Origin of the sequence: Pseudomonas sp. 50_B (assembly GCF_017491625.1) — a bacterium.
In the GTDB taxonomy this organism is placed as follows: Bacteria; Pseudomonadota; Gammaproteobacteria; order Pseudomonadales; family Pseudomonadaceae; genus Aquipseudomonas; species Aquipseudomonas danubii.
In genome coordinates this window covers 118,178-132,516 of the sequence record NZ_JAFGYX010000006.1, presented here as the reverse complement: position 1 = coordinate 132,516, position 14,339 = coordinate 118,178, and the positions used below count along the sequence as shown (strand labels likewise).

At 62.2% G+C, this 14,339-nt stretch carries 12 protein-coding genes; 7 read left to right on the top strand and 5 right to left on the bottom strand.

Annotated features, from left to right (window positions below):
- Nucleotides 1-31: 31 nt before the first annotated feature.
- The 4 genes from rfbD to rfbB are packed head-to-tail and all read right to left on the bottom strand — an operon-like array spanning nt 32 to nt 3,406.
- Nucleotides 32-913, bottom strand: coding sequence for a dTDP-4-dehydrorhamnose reductase (rfbD, locus tag J5M73_RS10685; protein ID WP_102862678.1), 882 nt, complete (start codon nt 911-913; stop codon nt 32-34).
- Nucleotides 910-1,455, bottom strand: coding sequence for a dTDP-4-dehydrorhamnose 3,5-epimerase (gene rfbC, locus J5M73_RS10680; RefSeq protein WP_102862679.1), 546 nt, complete (start codon nt 1,453-1,455; stop codon nt 910-912). Before rfbC ends, rfbD begins: the two co-directional genes overlap by 4 nt.
- Nucleotides 1,452-2,327 (bottom strand): glucose-1-phosphate thymidylyltransferase RfbA, encoded by an 876-nt coding sequence (rfbA, locus tag J5M73_RS10675; protein WP_102882165.1) that lies wholly within the window; start codon nt 2,325-2,327, stop codon nt 1,452-1,454. The genes rfbC and rfbA overlap by 4 nt, the downstream gene beginning before the upstream one ends.
- A complete protein-coding gene (rfbB, locus tag J5M73_RS10670; RefSeq protein ID WP_102862681.1) occupies nt 2,324-3,406 on the bottom strand; it encodes a dTDP-glucose 4,6-dehydratase in 1,083 nt (360 codons plus the stop codon). Before rfbB ends, rfbA begins: the two co-directional genes overlap by 4 nt.
- Before the next feature lie 241 nt (nt 3,407-3,647).
- Between rfbB and J5M73_RS10665 the strand changes: the two genes are divergently transcribed.
- From J5M73_RS10665 to J5M73_RS10650, 4 genes are all read left to right on the top strand, one after another.
- Entirely contained in the window at nt 3,648-6,566 is a 2,919-nt protein-coding gene (locus tag J5M73_RS10665) for an aminotransferase (RefSeq protein WP_207815563.1), read from the top strand.
- Nucleotides 6,567-6,836: 270 nt separating this feature from the next.
- The gene (gene aguB / locus J5M73_RS10660; protein WP_102862683.1) at nt 6,837-7,715 is read left to right on the top strand and encodes an N-carbamoylputrescine amidase; all 879 of its coding nucleotides are present in this window, start codon (nt 6,837-6,839) and stop codon (nt 7,713-7,715) included.
- Nucleotides 7,716-7,720: 5 nt separating this feature from the next.
- Complete coding sequence (gene aguA / locus J5M73_RS10655) at nt 7,721-8,827, top strand: agmatine deiminase (RefSeq protein ID WP_115581389.1); 1,107 nt, start codon at nt 7,721-7,723, stop codon at nt 8,825-8,827.
- A 247-nt stretch (nt 8,828-9,074) separates the two neighbouring features.
- Complete coding sequence (locus J5M73_RS10650) at nt 9,075-9,275, top strand: hypothetical protein (RefSeq protein WP_102862685.1); 201 nt, start codon at nt 9,075-9,077, stop codon at nt 9,273-9,275.
- 59 nt (nt 9,276-9,334) lie between these two features.
- On the opposite strand, the gene J5M73_RS10645 is transcribed toward J5M73_RS10650, so the two are convergent.
- On the bottom strand, nt 9,335-11,434 hold the full coding sequence (locus J5M73_RS10645; RefSeq protein ID WP_102862686.1) for a TonB-dependent siderophore receptor: 2,100 nt from the start codon (nt 11,432-11,434) through the stop codon (nt 9,335-9,337).
- Between the two features lie 262 nt (nt 11,435-11,696).
- Between J5M73_RS10645 and J5M73_RS10640 the strand changes: the two genes are divergently transcribed.
- The 3 genes from J5M73_RS10640 (at nt 11,697) to J5M73_RS10630 (ending at nt 14,333) form a co-directional block, all read left to right on the top strand.
- Nucleotides 11,697-12,392: a DsbA family protein gene (locus J5M73_RS10640; protein WP_207815561.1), complete on the top strand. Its 696-nt coding sequence runs from the start codon at nt 11,697-11,699 to the stop codon at nt 12,390-12,392.
- 27 nt (nt 12,393-12,419) lie between these two features.
- Entirely contained in the window at nt 12,420-12,809 is a 390-nt protein-coding gene (locus tag J5M73_RS10635; protein ID WP_207166917.1) for a nuclear transport factor 2 family protein, read from the top strand.
- A gap of 240 nt (nt 12,810-13,049) precedes the next feature.
- Nucleotides 13,050-14,333 carry an OprD family porin gene (locus J5M73_RS10630; protein WP_207166918.1) on the top strand — a complete coding sequence of 428 codons (1,284 nt, stop codon included), beginning with the start codon at nt 13,050-13,052 and terminating at the stop codon, nt 14,331-14,333.
- Nucleotides 14,334-14,339 lie beyond the last annotated feature (6 nt).

Sequence of the window (14,339 nt, the reverse complement as noted above, 5' to 3'; positions counted from 1 at the left end):
AAGGGCGCCTGTGGATACAGGCGCATTATGCCTAGCCCTGCTCGGCAAGACACTCGCGCAGTGCGCTGCGCCAGTCCGGCTGGGTCACGCCCCATTCGCGAGCCAGGCGGCTGCAGTCCAGGCGTGAGTTCAGCGGCCGGGGAGCCGGGGTCGGGTAAGCACTGGAGGGGATGGCTTCGAGCACCGCGCAAGGCTTGTCCAGGGCCAGCAACTGTTCGCCGATGGCCTGGGCGAAACCGAACCAGGAGGTCTCGCCGTGGGCGGTGAGGTGGTAGGTGCCCCAGGCGCCTTGATTCCCGGACTGCCAGCGTTCGATCAGGGCGCGCGTGCTGTTGGCGATGGTGCCGGCCCAGGTGGGCGCGCCGATCTGGTCGGCCACCACCCGCAGCTCGGGTCGTTCCTGCAGCAGGCGCTGCATGGTCAGCAGGAAGTTCTTGCCATGGCTGGAATAGACCCAGCTGGTGCGCAGGATCAGGTGCTGGCCCTGTACCAGGTTGATGGCCCGTTCGCCCGCCAGCTTGCTCTGGCCGTAGACCCCCAACGGATTGGGCTCGTCTTCCTCTACGTAGGGCGTGTCCTTGCGGCCATCGAACACGTAGTCGGTGGAGTAGTGAATCAGTGGCACACCCAGTGCCCGGGCTTCCTCGGCGAAGATCCCGGGGGCCGTGGCGTTGATCGCAAAGGCCAGCTCCGGCTCGCTTTCGGCCTGATCGACGGCGGTGTGGGCGGCGGCGTTGATGATCAGATGCGGAGCAATGGCGCGGACCTGCTGGCGAATCTGTTCCGGGTGGCTCAGGTCCAGTTGGTCTCGACCAAGGACCACCAGTTCGCCCAGGTCGCCGAGCCGCTGCTGCAGCTCGCGGGAAACCTGGCCGTGCTGGCCGCTGATGAGGATTTTCAGGGGAGTGCTCATGGGAACAGATCGGCTTCTTTCAGACTTTTGCCATTCTGGTCCTTGGCGGAGAGCGTTGGCGGCTCCTGCAACTGCCAATCGATTGCCAGGGTCGGGTCGTCCCAGCGAATGCAGCGCTCAGCGGATGGCGTGTAGTAATCGGTGGTTTTATAGAGGAACTCGGCGAAGTCGCTGAGCACTACGAAACCATGGGCAAAACCTTCGGGTATCCACAGTTGACGATTGTTCTCGGCGGACAGGCGGACGCTGGCCCAGCGGCCAAAGTTGGGCGAACCACGGCGAATGTCCACGGCCACATCCAGCACCTCACCGGCAATGACCCGCACGAGTTTCCCTTGGCTATGTTCGATCTGGTAGTGCAAGCCGCGCAGGACGTTCCTGGCCGAGCGTGAATGGTTGTCCTGGACAAACGGCTGGTTCAGGCCGGTGGCGTCGGCGAAGGCCTTGGCATTGAAACTCTCGTAGAAAAACCCACGCTCGTCGCCGAACACCTTGGGCTCGATGATCAGCACGCCGGGCAGGTCGGTGGGGATGACCTTCATTGCGTCTCCCCGGCCAGGGTGAAGAGGTACTGGCCATAGCCGGTCTTGCCAAAGTAGGCGGCGCGCTCCAGCAGATGCTCACGGCTGATCCATTGGTTCTGGTAGGCGATTTCCTCCAGACAGGCGACCTTCAAACCCTGACGGTGCTCGATGGTCTGCACGTACTGCGAGGCCTCCAGCAGGCTATCGTGGGTGCCGGTGTCGAGCCAGGCAAAGCCCCGGCCAAAGCGCTCCACATGCAGATCGCCACGCTTGAGGTAGGCGTTGTTGACGTCGGTGATCTCCAGTTCGCCACGGGGCGACGGCTTGACTGCCTTGGCGATCTGCACCACGTCGTTGTCATAGAAGTACAGGCCGGTGACCGCGTAGCTGGATTTCGGTTTCTTGGGTTTCTCTTCGATAGACAGGGCGCGGCCTTCGCTGTCGAAGTCGATCACCCCGAAGCGCTCCGGGTCCTTGACCCAGTAACCGAACACCGTAGCGCCGGAATTGCGCTTGGCGGCAGCGCACAGCTGTTCGCCGAAGTACTGTCCGTGGAAGATGTTGTCGCCCAGGATCAGGCACACCGGGTCATTGCCGATGAACTCTTCGCCGATCAGGAACGCCTGGGCCAGGCCATCCGGTGAAGGTTGTTCGGCGTAGCTGAAGCGCACGCCGAACTGGCTGCCATCACCCAGCAGGTTGCGGTACTGCGGCAAGTCCTGGGGGGTGGAGATGATCAGGATGTCCTGGATGCCGGCCAGCATCAGTACCGAGATCGGGTAATAGATCATCGGCTTGTCGTAGATCGGCAGCAGTTGCTTGGAGACACCGAGGGTGATGGGGTGCAGACGGGTGCCGGAGCCGCCCGCCAGAACAATGCCTTTAATCATGCAATCAGATCCTTGATGTCGGTGGAACCCAGGCGTTCGCCCTGGTAGCTGCCGTCCTGTACTCGACGGCACCACTCGAGGTTTTCCAGGTACCACTGCACAGTCTTGCGCAGTCCGCTGGTGAAGGTTTCTTCTGGCACCCAGCCCAGTTCCCGCTCGATCTTGCCGGCATCGATGGCGTAGCGCAGGTCGTGGCCCGGGCGGTCCTGGACGAAGGTGATCAGGTCGGCGTAGTGGGCAACGCCCTGGGGTTTTTGCGGGGCCAGCTCTTCCAGCAGGCTGCAGATGCCGCGTACCACGTCGATGTTCTTCTGCTCGTTATGGCCGCCGATGTTGTAAGTCTCGCCGACCACACCCTCGGTCACCACCTTGTACAGCGCGCGAGCGTGATCCTCGACGTACAGCCAGTCGCGCACTTGCTGGCCATTGCCATAGACCGGCAGCGGCTTGCCTGCGAGGGCGTTGAGAATCACCAGAGGGATCAACTTCTCGGGAAAGTGGAACGGGCCATAGTTGTTGGAGCAGTTGGTGATCAGCACCGGCAGGCCGTAGGTACGCTGCCAGGCGCGGACCAGATGGTCGGACGCAGCCTTGCTGGCGGAGTAAGGCGAACTGGGGGCGTAGGGCGTGGTTTCGGTGAACAGGTCGTCGACGCCATGCAGGTCGCCATAGACCTCGTCGGTGGAAATATGGTGGAAGCGCAAAGCGGCCTTTTCCGCTTCGGGCAGTTTGTGCCAGTAAGCGCGGGTTGCCTCCAGCAGGCTGTAGGTGCCGACGATATTGGTCTGGATGAAGTCGGACGGCCCGTCGATGGAGCGGTCGACATGGGACTCGGCTGCCAGGTGCATGATCGCGTGGGGCTGGAAGCGTGCGAGCACCGCACTGACGGTGGCCTGGTCGACGATATCAGCCTTGACGAATTCGTAGCGGCTGTTGCTGGCGATGCTGTGCAGCGATTCCAGGTTGCCTGCGTAGGTCAGTTTGTCGAGGTTCAGCACTTCGTGTTCTGTGTGCTGGATCAGATGGCGGACCAGAGCCGAGCCGATGAATCCGGCTCCGCCGGTGACGAGAATGCGCATGTTGGAGGGCCTGTGTCCTTGAAAACGATCATTTACTGCAAAAAATGCAGCATAGCTTGTCGACATGACGCCTGAGGTGCAAGAGGCGCCATCAGTCGATTTCACCGCGAACGGTCGGAAATTTCGCAAAGTGCAGGGTTGAGGCGGGGGCGGTGCCTGTCTGTTTCCCGTTCTTTGGGCTTGCGTAACGCCTTGGGCAATGGCGATATAAGCGGCTTATAACAATTCCAGGGATCGTTGCATGTTGCTCGCCACCTTGATCCACCGCGCCAGTCTGCCCAGCCCACAGGTCACTGCACAGCAAGCGCTGGAGCTGCTGGAAACCCATTACGGTCTGCAAGGCACCTTGCAGTCTCTGGGCAGCCAGCAGGACCTCAACTATCGCCTCGACAGTCCCCAGGGCCGCTTTGTCCTGAAGATCTGCCGTGGCGACTACTCGGCCCTGGAGTTGCAAGCGCAGCACGCGGGCCTCAAGCACCTGCAGCAATACCCCGATCTGCGAGTGCCCAGGGTGATTCCGGCCAAAAACGGTGCGGACCTGCTGTCCCTGGAGATTGCCGGGCAAGTGCTGCACGTGCGGTTGCTCGACTATATAGAGGGTCGCTCCCTGACCCACCTGCCGCACCTGGGGAACGAGCTGGTGGCGGGCCTGGGCCGGCTCTGCGGGCAGATGGACCTGGCTTTGGAAGGTTTCCAGCATCCGGGGCTCGAACGCACCCTGCAATGGGATGCCCGGCATGCCCAGGCGCTGATCGGGCATTTGTTGCCAGTCATCCAGGACCCGCAGCAACGGGCCTTGATCGCTGACACCGCGCAGCGCGCCGAACGTCGGCTGCAGCTCTTGCAGGAGCAATTGCCGGTGCAGGCGATCCACATGGACATCACCGACGACAACGTGGTCTGGCAGCGGGATGCCGCGCGCCGTTGGCAGTTGCAGGGGGTGATCGATTTCGGCGACCTGATCCGTACCTGGCGCATCACCGATCTGTCGGTGACGTGCGCCGCACTGCTGCATCACGCCGAGGGCGATCCGCTGCGCATCCTGCCGGCGATCCAGGCCTATCACCAGGTCAACCCGCTGCAACGGGCCGAGCTGCTGGCGCTCTGGCCATTGATCGTGGCCCGCGCCGCGGTGCTGGTGCTCAGTGGCGAGCAGCAGGTCAGCATCGATCCGGGCAACGCCTACAGCCGCGCCAATTTGCACCACGAGTGGGAGATTTTCCGGGTCGCCAGCTCCGTGTCTTTCGAGTTCATGGAAGCGGCCATTCTCAGCGCTGTCGGGGAGTCGCTGCCGGCCATTGGCAGTGACGGCTTTGTCCCGCTGCTGCCGAGCCTGGTAGGGCGCGAGTTCGCCCTGATCGACCTGGGAGTGCTCAGCCCGCACTTCGAAGCCGGCAATTGGGAGCAGCCGGGGATTGATGATCGTCTGTTGGCCGAAGCCGCTGTTGCCCATGGCCTGGCCGCCAGTCGCTATGGCCAGTACCGCTTGTCGCGGACCTGCCCCGACAGCGCCCTGGAGCCGCAAACCTGCCCGTTGCATGTGCAGTTGCAAGTACCGGCAGGCACGCCGGTAGAAGCACCGTTCGCCGGTGTGCTGCACCGTGCCGAGAACGGCCTGCTGCGCCTGGATGGCCCGGCGTTGAGCGTGCGCTTGTGGGGCGTCGAGCCGTCGTTGCACCCGGGGGCGGCCCTGGTCAAGGGGCAGGTGCTGGGGGCCGTGGTAGCCGACGGTCGGCTCAAGGTGCAGTTGTGTCGAGCGGCCGAGCTGGATCCGCCGCTGTTCTGTACCCCTTCCCGCGCGCCAGCCTGGCAGGCCTTGTGCCCCTCTCCGGCCGCGCTGCTGGGGCTGGCCTGTGATGCCGAGCCGGAGCTGGACCCGCAGACCCTGCTGGAGCGACGCGATGCCAGCTTTGCCCGCTCGCAAAAGCACTACTACGTCGACCCGCCGCGGATCGAGCGCGGCTGGCGCAATCACCTGATCGACATGCAAGGGCGGTCCTATCTGGACATGCTCAACAACGTCGCGGTGCTCGGCCACGGTCACCCACGCATGGCCGCCGAGGCGGCGCGCCAATGGTCGCTGCTCAATACCAACTCGCGTTTTCACTATGCGGCGATCGCCGAATTCTCCGAGCGCCTGCTGGCCCTGGCGCCGGATTCCATGGACCGGGTGTTCCTGGTCAACAGCGGCACCGAGGCCAATGACCTGGCGATCCGCCTGGCCTGGGCCTACAGCGGCGGGCGCGACATGCTCAGCGTGCTGGAGGCCTATCACGGCTGGTCGGTGGCGGCCGACGCGGTGTCGACCTCCATCGCCGACAATCCCCAGGCCCTCACCAGCCGTCCCGACTGGGTGCACCCGGTGACGGCGCCCAACACCTATCGCGGCGAGTTCCGCGGCCAGGACAGCACACCGCAGTACCTGCGCAGCGTCGACCAGCAGTTGCACAAGCTGGAGGCGCAGCATCGTCAGTTGGCCGGGTTCATCTGTGAGCCCGTGTACGGCAATGCCGGGGGCATCTCGCTGCCGCCGGGTTATCTGCAGGCAGTCTACGAACGGGTTCGGGCCCGGGGTGGCGTGTGCATCGCCGATGAGGTCCAGGTGGGCTATGGCCGCATGGGCAAGTTCTTCTGGGGCTTTGAAGAGCAGGGCGTGGTGCCGGACATCATCACCATGGCCAAGGGCATGGGCAACGGTCAGCCCCTTGGGGCGGTGATCACCCGTCGCGAGATTGCCGAGGCGCTGGAGGCCGAGGGCTATTTCTTCTCTTCATCCGGTGGCAGCCCGGTCAGTTGCCGCATCGGCATCGCCGTGCTGGATGTGATGCAGGAGGAGGGCCTCTGGGAGAACGCACGGGTGGTGGGTGAACATTTCAGGCAACGCCTGGAGGCGCTCAAGGATCTGCATCCCCTGGTGGGTGCGGTGCATGGCTCCGGTTTCTACCTGGGGCTGGAGCTGATCCGCAATCACCAGACCCTGGAACCGGCCACCGAGGAGACCACCCTGCTGTGCGATCGCCTGCGGGAACTGGGGATCTTCATGCAGCCCACCGGCGATCACCTGAACATCCTCAAGATCAAGCCGCCGATGGTCACCAGCCGGCAGAGCGTGGATTTCTTCGTCGACATGCTGGACAAGGTGCTGGGCGAAGATCTGTAAGGGATCGTCGTTCGCTTGCGTTCATCTCCATTCGCCGGCAAGCCGGCTCCTACACCTTTCTGTGGGGGCCGGCTTGCCGGCGAATGTGTTTATGCCTATTCGATTGTTATCGGTATTTTGCCGGATATTTTGCGCGCTTAAGAATTCTGTGGCTTTTAAAGTCGATATTTATCGGATATAAAGTGGCCGTCGTCAGGCGCGACCTTGTCGTGCCCCGTCCTTTTCCTAATCCGTTGTCATCGACCGCGTCCATTGCCCGGGAGTTGTTCCATGAGCCGAATCGTTACCGTCGCCGCTACCCAGATGGCTTGTTCCTGGGACCTTGAGGCCAACCTGGAAACCGCCGAAAAACTGGTCCGTGAAGCCGCCGCCAAAGGTGCGCAGATCATCCTGATCCAGGAATTGTTCGAGGCCCCGTATTTTTGCCAGAAGCCCAACCCGGACTACCTGCAACTGGCCACCACGGTCGATAGCAACGTCGCCATCGCGCACTTCCAGAAAGTTGCCCGGGAGTTGCAAGTGGTGCTGCCCATCAGCTTCTACGAGCTGGCGGGGCGTGCGCGATTCAACAGCATCGCGATCATCGATGCCGATGGCAGCAACCTGGGGATTTATCGGAAAAGCCATATCCCGGACGGCCCCGGCTACCACGAGAAGTACTACTTCAACCCGGGCGATACCGGCTTCAAGGTGTGGAACACCCGCTACGCGAAGATCGGCGTGGGCATCTGCTGGGACCAGTGGTTCCCCGAGTGCGCCCGCAGCATGGCGTTGCAAGGCGCGGAAATCCTCTTCTACCCGACCGCCATCGGCAGCGAGCCCCATGATCAGAGCATTTCCTCCCGCGACCACTGGCAGCGAGTGCAACAGGGGCATGCCGGGGCCAACCTGATGCCGTTGATCGCCAGCAACCGCATCGGCAACGAAGAGCAGGACGGTTACGACATCACCTTCTACGGTTCGTCCTTTATCGCCAATCAGTTCGGCGAGAAGGTTCAGGAGCTCAACCAAACCGAAGAAGGTATCCTTGTGCACAGCTTCGACCTCGACGAGCTCGAGCACATCCGCAGCGCCTGGGGCAGTTTCCGTGACCGTCGTCCGAACCTCTATGGCGCGCTGAAAACCCTCGACGGTTCCCTGGAGTCCTGAACACTATGAGCACTTTGCACAGCACGCCGCGCGCCGACGGTTTCTACATGCCGGCCGAATGGGCGACCCAGACCCAGACCTGGATGATCTGGCCCGAGCGTCCGGACAACTGGCGCCTGGGCGGCAAGCCGGCCCAGGCCGCCCACGCGGCGGTGGCCAAGGCCATTGCCCGCTTCGAACCGGTGACCGTGGCCGTCTCCGCGGGCCAGTATGAAAACGCCCGGGCGCGGCTGGACGTACCCAACATCCGCGTGGTGGAGATGTCCAGCGACGACGCCTGGGTCCGCGACACCGGTCCGACCTTCGTCATCAACCACAGCGGCGAAGTGCGTGGTGTGCACTGGGGCTTCAACGCCTGGGGCGGCTTCGAAGGCGGCCTCTATGCGCCGTGGAACCGTGACGAGCAGGTGGCCAGCAAGGTGCTGGAGATCGAGCGTTGCCAGGAGTACCGCACCGAAGGCTTCGTGCTCGAGGGCGGTTCGATTCACGTCGACGGCGAAGGCACGCTGATCACCACCGAGGAATGCTTGCTCAATCACAACCGCAACCCGCATCTGTCCCGTGAGCAGATCGAGGCGGTGTTGCGCGAGCACCTGGCGGTGGAGCAGATCGTCTGGCTGCCGGATGGCCTGTACAACGATGAAACCGACGGCCATGTGGATAACTTCTGCTGCTACGTGCGCCCGGGCGAAGTGCTGCTGGCCTGGACCGACGATCCCCAGGACCCGAACTACCCCCGCTGCCGAGCGGCCATGCAGGTGCTGGAAAACACCCGCGACGCCAAGGGCCGCACTTTCAAGGTGCACAAGATGCCGATTCCCGGTCCCTTGTATGCCACCGAAGAGGAATGCGCCGGTGTCGATGCCGTGCAAGGCAGCCAGGAGCGAAATCCCTCCGTGCGCCTGGCGGGTTCCTACGTGAACTTCCTGATCGTCAACGGCGGGATCATTGCGCCGAGTTTTGACGACCCGATGGACGCCCCGGCCAAGGCCATCCTCCAGGAATTGTTTCCCAAGCATGAAGTGGTAATGGTGCCGGGGCGCGAACTGTTACTGGGTGGCGGCAATATCCATTGCCTTACCCAACAGCAGCCCGCGCCGCAGCGAATTTGAGTGCCGTTGTAACAGATGGTGTTGCCTGTTTGACGGCGTCGGACCGATTCCGCACCGGGTGCTTTTCAGCAAGCCCGCAGCCCAGTTGGGTTGCGGGCTTTTTCATGGCCGTACGTCGAGCCACCTGGCACTTTGGCATAGCTCTTGTATCTGCTTCGTGGTGATTCTGAGACAGGTGGAACTTTTGTTGTTCTGTCATAAACCTTGGATAAGTTAGGCCGCTCAGATACCAGGAGAGAGCGCTGGAATGAATATGGTCAGCGAGCGGGCACCCCATCCCTTGGCAATGAATAACGAGTCGCTGCAGGTTCTGGCGCAATGGTTGAAGTCCAATGGAACGCGTCAGATCAGGGAACCTGATCCGCGCCGGATCATCGTTGAGCGTTACCCCGCTGGATTGCTCAGCGAGGCGGAACTGCAGGCACTGTGGGATGTGGTGAAAGGATAGAAAACGACGGATTGTAAAAAGCGCTGCCGGGATGGCAGCGCTTTTTTTTGGCCGGTCGTTTAGAAGCGGTAGTTGCCAGTGACCACCAGGCTACGGGGCTCCCCCGGCTGGATCTGGAAGGCACTGGTGGCGGAGCTGTAGTACTCGCGGTCAGCGATGTTGTTCAGCGCCGCGCGAACGTCCCAGTCCTTGTGCCGGTAGCCGGCCAGGGCGTCCCAACGGCCGTAGCCCGGCAGCACCACGGTGTTGGCGCCATCGGCGTAGCGGTCGCCCACCAGGGTCAGGCCGGTCTCGGCGTACCAGCCCAGTTCCGGTTTCCAGGTGATGAACAGACTGCCATTGCGCTTGGCCACGTTGTTCACGCGCTTGTCTTCGAAACCGTTGTTGTCCTTGACCACCACCGCGTCCTGCAGGCCGATGCCGCCGCGCAAGTACCAGTTGCCGACGAGCTTGCCGTTGGCAGTCAACTCGATACCCCGGGAGCGTTGCAGGCCGGTCATCAGGATGATGTTGCGATCCAGCGGATCGGTGGTGCGACGGTTGTAGAGCTCCAGTTCGTACACGGCCAGGGTGGTACTCAGGCGCTCGTCCAGCCAATCGCTCTTGACCCCGACTTCCTTCTGCCGGGTCAGCTCCGGGCTCAGGTCGTTGCCGTTACCGGCGGCGTTCGGGGTGATACCGATCAGGCCGCCACCCACCGGTGAGAACGATTTGCTCCACGAGGCATAGAACGAGTGGTGCTCCAGTGGCGTCCAGACTGCCCCTAGACGCGGGCTGACACTGTGGCTGTTGCGGCTATCGGAAACCCCGGTGCGGCGGTTGGTGGTCTCGACATCGAAGTTGTCGTAGCGCAGGCCGGCGAGCAATTGCCATTGCTCGTTCAGGCGCAGTTGGTCCTGCACGTAGAGCGCTCGGCTTTCGACCTCGGTGTGGTTGTTGCTGGAGACCTGCATGCGGCCGGTGTGGCTCTGGTAGGGATTGGGGTTGTACAGATCCACGGCGGGAACCGCCTGGCTGCCGGGGCCTGTGGTGGCGGCGTTGTAGAGGATCGGGTCGCGGCGCTGGCTGCCGATCTCGATGCCGGTGAGCAGGCGGTGTTCCAGGCCAAAGGTGTCGAAGCGGCCTTCCAGCTCAGTGTTGTTGTAGATGTTGCGCGTCTTCAGATCCTGCTGCCAGCGCTGGCGCTGCACTTTGCCGGTGTTGGCGTTGTAGCCGGTCTGGTAGGTGTTGTCGAAGTCACTGTCGAGCTTGAACACGGCCAGGGTGTGGCGCAGTTGCCAGCTGTCGTTGAGCTCGTAGGTCAGCTTGGAGCGCAAGGACTGGGATTTGTCGTCGATGTAGTCGCGGTGGTCGCCGTAGGTGGTTTCCCGGCCGACGTTCGCCGGGCGTCCGTTGAGGCTGGTGATGCCGCGGTCCGGGGTGCGGTTGTAGCGGCTGTATTCGTACTGCACCAGCCAGTTCAGCTCCGGGGTCAGTTGCCAGCTCATGGACGGTGCGAACAGCTGGCGATTGCCACTGACGCCGTCGCGGAAACTGTTCTGGTCCTGGTTGCCCAGGTTCAGGCGCAGGCTGAGGTTCTCTGTCGGATCGGCACTGAGGTCGGCGTACAGGCTGCGCAGGTCCTGGCTACCGCCCTGGACTTCGACGCTGGAGCGGCGGCCGAACTCCGGCAGCTTGCTCACCCGGTTGACGATGCCACCCTGGCTGCCACGGCCGTAGAGCACGGCCGCCGGGCCCTTGAGCACTTCGATGCGCTCGATGTTGTGCAGGTCGCGCACGTACTGGCTGTCGTCGCGGATGCCGTCCAGGTAGAAGTCGTTGCTGGCATCGAAACCCCGAATCCGCAGGCTGTCGAAGCGGGTGTCGGAGCCGCTGCTGACGTTGGGAATGCCGCTCAGGGCGCTGCCCAGATCGTTGTGGCCGTAGTCCAGGACGTTGGCGGTCTTGATCGTGTCGATGGCCTGGGGCACATAGCGCGCAGCGGTGGCGGTGCGGGTCGCGGTGCTGACTTCCTTGACCCGGGGATCGTCGGGGTCGGCCTCGGCTTCGGCGCTGATGGAGGTCGTTGGCAGGGTGGTGCTGGCAGCACAGGCAAAACCGGCGGTCAGCAGGGTGCAGAGTCCCAGTGACAGGGGCGTAAGGCGGAAATGGGCAGGCATCTGAAGCGCATCCGAAAGGAAGGTGAGTCAAGGGGCGCGAATGATAATGCGTGCTATTTACTTATGTTAATTATTCGCTAAAAGTTCCTTTGCTCTATTGTTTCTAATTGTGTCGGCGCCGTATCTGCCCGCATACACAGGCTAAACAGACTGATTCGACCGGATACAGCAACAGACTAAAAGCCATTTCGAGGTTTTTCCCCTGGCGTGCGGGGCATAGTCTGCGGGCCATCGAATACTCAAGATCCTGTTGGAGTCCCTTATGTCCTCGGCCACCCTTCACTACATTTATGACCCGCTGTGCGGTTGGTGCTATGGCGCCAAGCCACTGGTCCAGGCTGCCCAGGCAGTGGTGCCGGTGGTGGCCCATGCCGGTGGCATGATGACCGGTCGCAACCGCCAGCCGGTGTCGCCGCAGTTGCGTGATTACGTCATGCCCCATGACCGACGCATCGCCGAGTACACAGGGCAACCTTTTGGCGAGGCCTATTTCGAGGGCTTGCTGCGTGACCACTCGGCGGTGTTCGACTCGGCACCGCCGATCGCTGCTGTATTGGCCGCCGAGGCCCAGGGCGGTCGTGGACTGGAATTGCTGGGGCGCCTGCAGACGGCTCATTACCTGGAGGGCCGGCGGATTGCTGATCGCGACGTCCTGCTGGAACTGGCGCAGACCTTGGGGTTTGCTCCACAACCGTTCGCCGTCGCCTACGATCAGGCGGTGGCCCTTGAGCTGGACGAGCATATAAAGAGCAGCCGGGCGCTGCTGGCCAAAGTTGGCGGCCAGGGTTTCCCAACCCTGGCGCTGGAGCGGGACGGTCGCTATCAGTTGCTCGACATCAGCCCCTGGCTGGGCAAGCCCGAGGCCTTCGCGCAGTGGTTGAAGGCTTCCCAGGGCGCCACTAATGCCCCTCAAGATGGCGCGCTCCAGGCCTGTGGCCTGGACGGTTGTGCGCTTTGATCTCACCTGACCTGCGTGGAGTCACCCATGGATAACCTAGCGTTGATCAAAAGCACCTATGAAGGTGCCAACTCCCAGGAAAATGCGCGCAACACCGCTGCGGCCCTGGCCCCGGATGCGCGTTGGACCGAAGCGGCGGGCTTTCCCTATGCCGGCACCTACGTCGGTTTCGAGGCGGTGCTGGAGCATGTTTTCAAGCGCCTGGGCTCGGAATGGCAGGACTTCACCTTCAAGGTGGAAGACTATGTGGCCCAGGGCGACAAGGTGTTCGCCTATGGCAACTACCAAGGCATCTACAAGGCCTCGGGCAAGCCGATCGATGTGCGAGTGGCCCATTTGTGGACCCTCAAAAACGGCAAAGTCACCCACTTCGAACAATTCGTCGACAGCCATAGCGTGCAGCTGGCAATGCTCTAGCCCGCAGTTCTTAGAATATTTTCAGCTATTCAAAGACGATTCACGAAATTGACACGTTGTTCAGGGCGCAGATAGGATTCGCCCCCAACGCCTGTGGCCAAGAGCCATATTTAAGAATAATAAAAGGCCCGTCGCGATCACCCGCGGTCGGGCTTTTTTGTTTCGACGGTAGAAGAGCGTTCAAACGCCATAGCCGAAAGAGCTCACAGCGCGTCATCAAACCGTAATAAGGAAAATAAAATGTCGAAACAGCGGATCTGCTTGATTGCACTGGGGATTCTGAGCGCTACACAGGCCATGGCCGACGGCCAGGCCGATGCCAAGGGTTTTGTCGAAGACAGCAGCCTGAAAGTGCTGCTGCGCAACGCCTACATCAACCGTGACTACAAAGACGGTAACAAGGACAAGGCCGAGTGGGGCCAGGCTGCCATCGGCACCTTCTCCTCGGGTTTCACCCAGGGCACCGTGGGCGTGGGCGTTGACGCCTTCGGCCTGTACGCACTGCGCCTGGACGGCGGCAAGGGCCGCAGCGGCGCTGGCGGTATCGACTTCTTCAAGCAAGGCGACAGCGGCAACGCCGCCGATGACCTGAGCAAGTTCGGTGCGGCGGTCAAGTTCCGCCTGTCCAACACTGTGCTGACCTACGGTGACCAGATGCCGGCCCTGCCGGTACTCAACTACGACAGCTCGCGTCTGCTGCCGGAAAGCTACACCGGCACCCTGATCACCTCCAAGGAGATCAAGGGCCTGGAGCTGAACGCCGGTCACTTCACCGCCGAATCGCGCAAGAGCGCCGAAGGCCGTGACAGTGGCGGTCTGAAGTCGATCAACGTATTGGGCGGTAGCTACCAGTTCACCGAACAGTTCAAGGGCGCGCTGTACGCTTCCGACGTCGAAGACGTGCTGAAGAAACAATACGTGAACCTGAACTACGTGTTCCCACTGGCCACCGAACAGTCCCTGACCCTGGACTTCAACGGTTACCGCACCAAGCTGGACAAATCCTTCGCCAAGGGCCTCAACGCCGGCGGCCAGGACAACAAGATCTGGAGCCTGGCGGCTACCTTCGCCACTGGCCCGCACTCGTTCACCGTCGCCCATCAGCGCAGCACCGGCGACAGCCACCTGGGCTACGCCTATGGCGGTTATCAGAAGTCCGGCTATGTGGGTGATGGCGGCAACACCATCTACCTGGCCAACTCCTACTGGTCCGACTTCAACGCGGAAGACGAACGCAGCTGGCAACTGGGCTACGGTCTGGACTTCGGCGCCTTCGGCGTACCGGGCCTGACCTACAACGTGGCCTACGTGCGTGGCGACAACATCACCACCGTCAACAGCACGGGTGGCAGCGAGCGAGAAATCTTCAACCAGCTCAAGTACGTGGTGCAGAGCGGCCCGGCCAAGGACCTGAGCATCAAAGTGCGCAGCTCGGTTCTGCGTGTGTCGCAGAAGTCGTATGAGTACAACAAAGGTGGCAACGAACTGCGCGTGTTCGTCGACTACCCGATCAACGTGTTCTGATGAGCG

What these genes read in the sequence shown, in the direction of transcription:
- rfbD (WP_102862678.1), bottom strand. Translation starts at nt 913, where the DNA reads ATGAGCACTCCCCTGAAAATCCTCATCAGCGGCCAGCACGGCCAGGTT.
- rfbC (WP_102862679.1), bottom strand. Translation starts at nt 1,455, where the DNA reads ATGAAGGTCATCCCCACCGACCTGCCCGGCGTGCTGATCATCGAGCCC.
- rfbA (WP_102882165.1), bottom strand. Translation starts at nt 2,327, where the DNA reads ATGATTAAAGGCATTGTTCTGGCGGGCGGCTCCGGCACCCGTCTGCAC.
- rfbB (WP_102862681.1), bottom strand. Translation starts at nt 3,406, where the DNA reads ATGCGCATTCTCGTCACCGGCGGAGCCGGATTCATCGGCTCGGCTCTG.
- J5M73_RS10665 (WP_207815563.1), top strand. Translation starts at nt 3,648, where the DNA reads ATGTTGCTCGCCACCTTGATCCACCGCGCCAGTCTGCCCAGCCCACAG.
- aguB (WP_102862683.1), top strand. Translation starts at nt 6,837, where the DNA reads ATGAGCCGAATCGTTACCGTCGCCGCTACCCAGATGGCTTGTTCCTGG.
- aguA (WP_115581389.1), top strand. Translation starts at nt 7,721, where the DNA reads ATGAGCACTTTGCACAGCACGCCGCGCGCCGACGGTTTCTACATGCCG.
- J5M73_RS10650 (WP_102862685.1), top strand. Translation starts at nt 9,075, where the DNA reads ATGAATATGGTCAGCGAGCGGGCACCCCATCCCTTGGCAATGAATAAC.
- J5M73_RS10645 (WP_102862686.1), bottom strand. Translation starts at nt 11,434, where the DNA reads ATGCCTGCCCATTTCCGCCTTACGCCCCTGTCACTGGGACTCTGCACC.
- J5M73_RS10640 (WP_207815561.1), top strand. Translation starts at nt 11,697, where the DNA reads ATGTCCTCGGCCACCCTTCACTACATTTATGACCCGCTGTGCGGTTGG.
- J5M73_RS10635 (WP_207166917.1), top strand. Translation starts at nt 12,420, where the DNA reads ATGGATAACCTAGCGTTGATCAAAAGCACCTATGAAGGTGCCAACTCC.
- J5M73_RS10630 (WP_207166918.1), top strand. Translation starts at nt 13,050, where the DNA reads ATGTCGAAACAGCGGATCTGCTTGATTGCACTGGGGATTCTGAGCGCT.